Raw genomic sequence first — 5,055 nt, 5'->3', positions numbered from 1 at the left:
CTTCGCCGGCTTGACCGCCTTGCGGGCTCCGCCGCGACCCGCGAGCACGGAGCGGGCGCTGCGGGAGACCTCCGGAGCGGGGGTCGCGTCGGCGGCGCGGCTGCGCCGTGGCGCGGCGTGCTTCCCCACTCGGTCGTCTCCCTCGGGCGTCGTCGCAGAACAGAGTCGTTCAAGGTCGAGCCCCCACCCTGCATGAGCAGGGCGGGGGTCGCAAACCGAACTCCACAATCAGTGGACATTTCCTGTCACACCGACCCCAGAGGGATCAGCAGTCACAGGAGCAACAGGACGGCGGACCTCGAAGGATGGCCGGAGGACGGTCAGAGGACGTAGTTCTCGAGCATCTCCGTGACCAGCGCGGCGATCGGCGAGCGCTCCGAGCGGGTCAGCGTGACGTGGGCGAAGAGGGGGTGCCCCTTGAGCTTGTCGACCACCGCGACGACGCCGTCGTGACGCCCCACCCGGAGGTTGTCGCGCTGGGCCACGTCGTGGGTCAGCACGACCTTGGAGTTCTGCCCGATGCGCGACAGGACGGTGAGAAGAACGTTTCGCTCCAGCGACTGCGCCTCGTCGACGATCACGAAGGCGTCGTGCAGCGAGCGACCGCGGATGTGCGTCAGCGGCAGCACCTCGAGCATCCCGCGGTCGACGATCTCGTCGATCACGTCCTGCGACGTCATCGCGCCGAGCGTGTCGAAGACCGCCTGCGCCCAGGGCCCCATCTTCTCGGCCTCCGAGCCGGGCAGGTAGCCGAGCTCCTGCCCGCCGACCGCGAACAGCGGCCGGAAGATGACGACCTTCTTGTGCTGACGCCGCTCCAGCACCGCCTCGAGCCCGGCGCACAGCGCCATCGCGGACTTGCCGGTGCCGGCCCGGCCGCCCAGCGACACAATGCCCACCTCGGGGTCGAGCAGCATCTCCAGCGCGATCCGCTGCTCGGCCGAGCGGCCGTGGATGCCGAACGCCTCGCGGTCGCCGCGAACGAGGTGGACCTGCTTGTCGGCGCCGACGCGGCCCAGCGCGGTGCCGCGGTCGGACATGAGCACCAGGCCGGTGTGGCACGGCAGGTCGCGGGCGCTGTCGAGATCGATGACGCCGTCGTCGTACAGCTCGTCGAGGTCGGCGGAGGCGACCTCCAGCTCGGCCATGCCGGTCCAGCCGACCTCGGAGTCGGAGATGGCCTCGGCGCGGTACTCCTCCGCCTCCAGGCCCACTGCCGACGCCTTGATCCGCAGCGGCAGGTCCTTCGACACGAGTACGACGTCAGCCCCCTCGTCCGAGAGGTTCTTCGCCACAGCCAGGATGCGGGTGTCGTTGTCGCCCAGCCGGAAGCCCGACGGCAGCGCGTCGGGTGAGGTGTGGTTGAGCTCCACGCGCAGCGTGCCGCCCTCGTCGCCGATCGGCACGGGCGAGTCGAGCCGGCCGTGCTTGATCCGCAGATCGTCGAGGGTGCGCAGCGCGGTGCGGGCGAAGAAGCCCAGCTCCGGGTGATGCCGTTTGCCCTCGAGCTCGGTGACGACGACGACAGGAAGGACGACCTCGTGCTCCGCAAAGCGCTTGAGCGCCCCGGGATCTGCGAGAAGCACGCTGGTGTCGAGCACGAACGTTCGCACGGTCGGCTCCTGCTGCGGCGACTTGGCCACGCGATTCACCTCATCACGACCGCGGCGCACACCCCTGCCCGGCCTCAGTTCACGCAGATGGACCGGGAAGGGCACCGAAGGCCGGGGTGGCGGCCTCCCTCGCCTCGACACACCTCGGTGTGGCGAGTCATCAGGTCGTGAACAGTCACGAACGGGCCTCCTGGCTCGGCGGGCTTCCCCACCCACCGATATCCCGAACGTACGCCGGAGTGGCAACGCCCCGGGTCAACACGCCCGTTCCCCAGGTGAATTGTTTGTTTCACCAACCTGTGAACGAGTCCTCGGCCGCTGAACGCGCGCGGCTCCAAGGAGCCGGCTGGAAGCCGGCCTTGGAGCGAAGCGGCCGGCGACAGCCGAGCGACGCCGGGGACGCGCCGTCGCCGGCCGTCAGCGGCCGAGGCGGCGTTCGCGGCGGGCATAGTCGCGCAGGGCCCGGATGAAGTCGACGCGCCGGAAGTCGGGCCAGAGCGCCTCGCAGAAGTAGAACTCCGACTTCGCGGACTGCCACAGCAGGAAGCCCCCGAGCCGCTGCTCGCCGCTGGTACGGATCACCAGATCGGGGTCGGGCTGCCCGGCGGTGTAGAGGTGGCCCTCGATCGACGCCGCGATGTGCTCCGGCGTGAGCTCCTGGGCCAGCTCCTCGAGCGAGGTGCCGCGGCTGGCGTGCTCGGCCAGGAGCGAGCGGACCGCGTCGGCGATCTCCCGCCTGCCGCCGTACCCCACGCCGACGTTCACGAGCATGCCCTCCACGTCGCGGGTGCGCTCCTCGGCGAGCTTGAGCCGGGAGGCGATGTGGCCGGGCAGCAGGTCGAGCGCGCCGACCGGGTGGATCCGCCAGCGGCCCGCGTCGGCGAGGGAGTCGACCGCCTCGGCGATGATCAGGAGCAGCGGCTCGAGCTCGGCGGCGGGTCGCTCGGAGATGTTGTCGGTGGAGAGCAGCCACAGCGTCACCACCTCGATCCCGGTCTCCTCCGACCAGGTGAGCAGTGGCTCGATGTTCGCGGCGCCGGCGCGATGCCCGTAGGCCGTGTCGCGACCGACCGCCCTGGCCCAGCGGCGGTTGCCGTCGAGCATCACGCCGATGTGCTTGGGCCGGCCCTCGGGGGGAAGCCGGCGGAGCATGCGCGCCTCGTACGCGGGATAGAGCGCCTTGCGCACTCCGTGCTTCACGCCAGCCCAGTCAGCCACCCCCCCAGCGTAAACGCCGAACCGATCCTTCCTCTCAGATTCGCCCTGTACCTTCGACGCATGAACGGAGCCGTGGCAGAGGAGTTCCGCGACCGCATCGAAGCCGTCGCGGAGCGGTTCGCCGAGGTCAAGCCACGGTTGCGGGGCTGGATCCACGCGGCCAGCGTGCCGCTCATCCTGGCGGCGGGGATCGTGCTCATCGCCCTCGCCCCGGCCGGCCGCGCGCGGATCGGCGCGGTGGTCTTCAGCCTCTGCGCCGTGATGCTCTTCGCCGTGTCGGCGGTCTACCACCGCGGGCGGTGGCGGGAGCGCTCACAGGCCTTCCTCAAGCGGTGGGACCACGCCAACATCTTCCTGCTGATCGCGGGCTCCTACACGCCCTTCTCCCTGCTGCTGCTCGACGGCGCCGCGCGCACGCTCCTGCTCTCGGTGGTGTGGGGCGGAGCAATCCTCGGCGTGGGCTTCCGGATCCTGTGGACCGAGGCGCCGCGCTGGCTCTACGTGCCGATCTACATCGCGCTCGGCTGGGCGGCGATCTTCTTCATCCCCGCCTTCTTCGACGGCGCGACCGCCCTGGGGCTCGGCATCGGCATCGCGGTCTTCACGCTCATCTGCGTCGGCGGCACGCTCTACACCCTCGGTGGCGTGGTCTACGGCCTGCAGCGGCCCGACCCGTGGCCGCGGTGGTTCGGCTTCCACGAGGTCTTCCACGTGTTCACCATCCTCGCGTTCACGGCGCACTACACGGGCATCTCGCTGGCGACCTACGCGCTGCGCTAGTGGTCGGCCGCAGCCGGCCGGTCAGGCCCGGACGGCCACGGCGTTGCCGCCGCGGCGCTTGGCGTCGTACATCGCGTCGTCGGCGGTGGCGAGCAGTCGGGCGGCTCCGCCGCCGTGGTACGTCGCCATGCCGACGCTGACGGTCAGGCTCAGCGAGCCTTCGGGTCCCTCGACGGGCTCCGAGGCCAGCGCGAGCGCGCGGGAGGCGAAGGCGACGCCGTGCGCGAGGTCCAGGCCGGTCACGAAGAGGACGAACTCGTCCCCGCCGAACCGGCCCACTCCGCCGTTGCGGCCGACGAGCCCGGTGAGCCGCTTCGCGACCGCGACGAGCACCGCGTCCCCGCACAGATGGCCGTGGGAGTCGTTGATCGACTTGAACCGGTCAAGGTCGACGACCATCACCATGAGCTTGCTGCCGAAGCGCTCGGACCGCTCGATCGAGCGCGCGAGCATCCGGTCGAGGCCGCCGCGGTTGAGCACGCCGGTGAGCCGGTCGGTATCGGCCAGGTCGACGGCCGCGTAGGGGTCGTGGGACAGCTCGGCGTACGCCAGGTGGACGAAGAGGCCGACGCCGAGCGCCGCCCACTGGGTGAGCTGCGCGCCGGTCGCCTGGAGGGCGAGCCCGAGCGCGGAGCAGGCGATGACGCCGTACAGGGACCAGCGCAGGGCTCCGCGGCTGAACTCGGCACGACGGCCCATCATCGCGGCGGCGAGGATGATCACGGCCGTGCAGTAGACCGTGTGGAGGAGGTAGGCCCAGCCCTTGCCGCGGTCGAGCAGCCCGAGCGCGGTGAACTGGTCCTCCCACCACGGGAGGCCCGCGAAGCCGGGCAGCAGGACGAGGACGGGCTCGATGACGATCAGGGCGACGTCGCGCGGCCGGGGGTGGCCGGCGACGCCGACCGCGCGGCGGCCGAAGAGGAGGAGCGATCCGGACGTCAGCGCGACGACGGCGAACCACACCGAGTGCAGCTGCGGCGACGTGCCTCCGTCGCGGGTGTCCACGAAGGCGCACCAGCACCAGACGAGGATGCAGAGCTCGACCAGCCCGATCCAGATCCAGCCGCCGAGCCGTGGCACGCGCGCGAACGAGGCGACGGCGAGCAGCGCCGCCAGCCCCACCGCGATGGCGGCAGCCGCGTCCATAGGCGATCCTTTCCCCCCGGAAGTGCCTGGAGACACCGTAGGCGATACGTTCGCGAGGTGGGCGATCGGCCACTGACCCTCCTCCCCGGCATCGTGGACCGGCATGTCCATCTCGGCCTGGTGGACCGGCGCACCCTGGCCGGCGGCGCGCTGGTCGAGGTGCACGACCTCGGCTGGTCGCCCGGGCCGGCGGCCGACTGGCGGCGGCATCCGCCCGCGGGGGTGCGGGTGCTCGCGGCCGGGCCGTTCCACACCGCTCCGGGCGGTTACCCGACGGGGCGCTCGTGGGCTCCTGCCG

5 protein-coding genes are annotated in these 5,055 nt (G+C 71.5%); 2 read left to right on the top strand and 3 right to left on the bottom strand.

What is annotated here, in order from left to right:
- Positions 1-320: 320 nt before the first annotated feature.
- Entirely contained in the window at positions 321-1,652 is a 1,332-nt protein-coding gene (locus QM572_RS00460) for a PhoH family protein (protein ID WP_415088871.1), read from the bottom strand.
- Between the two features lie 378 nt (positions 1,653-2,030).
- Positions 2,031-2,831: an isoprenyl transferase gene (locus QM572_RS00455; protein ID WP_415088869.1), complete on the bottom strand. Its 801-nt coding sequence runs from the start codon at positions 2,829-2,831 to the stop codon at positions 2,031-2,033.
- A gap of 60 nt (positions 2,832-2,891) precedes the next feature.
- On the opposite strand from QM572_RS00455, the gene trhA reads away from it, so the two are divergent.
- The gene (gene trhA / locus QM572_RS00450) at positions 2,892-3,611 is read left to right on the top strand and encodes a PAQR family membrane homeostasis protein TrhA (RefSeq protein WP_415088867.1); all 720 of its coding nucleotides are present in this window, start codon (positions 2,892-2,894) and stop codon (positions 3,609-3,611) included.
- A 21-nt stretch (positions 3,612-3,632) separates the two neighbouring features.
- On the opposite strand, the gene QM572_RS00445 is transcribed toward trhA, so the two are convergent.
- Entirely contained in the window at positions 3,633-4,757 is a 1,125-nt protein-coding gene (locus QM572_RS00445) for a diguanylate cyclase domain-containing protein (protein WP_415088865.1), read from the bottom strand.
- A 57-nt stretch (positions 4,758-4,814) separates the two neighbouring features.
- Between QM572_RS00445 and QM572_RS00440 the strand changes: the two genes are divergently transcribed.
- Positions 4,815-5,055: hypothetical protein (locus tag QM572_RS00440; protein WP_415088863.1), on the top strand; the 241-nt coding region annotated here is incomplete at its 3' end.

The sequence above is a fragment of the Nocardioides sp. genome (assembly GCF_047607365.1).
Taxonomy (GTDB): domain Bacteria; phylum Actinomycetota; class Actinomycetes; order Propionibacteriales; family Nocardioidaceae; genus Nocardioides.
The sequence above is the reverse complement of the archived record's forward strand: the minus strand, read 5'-3'. Positions and strand labels throughout refer to the sequence as shown.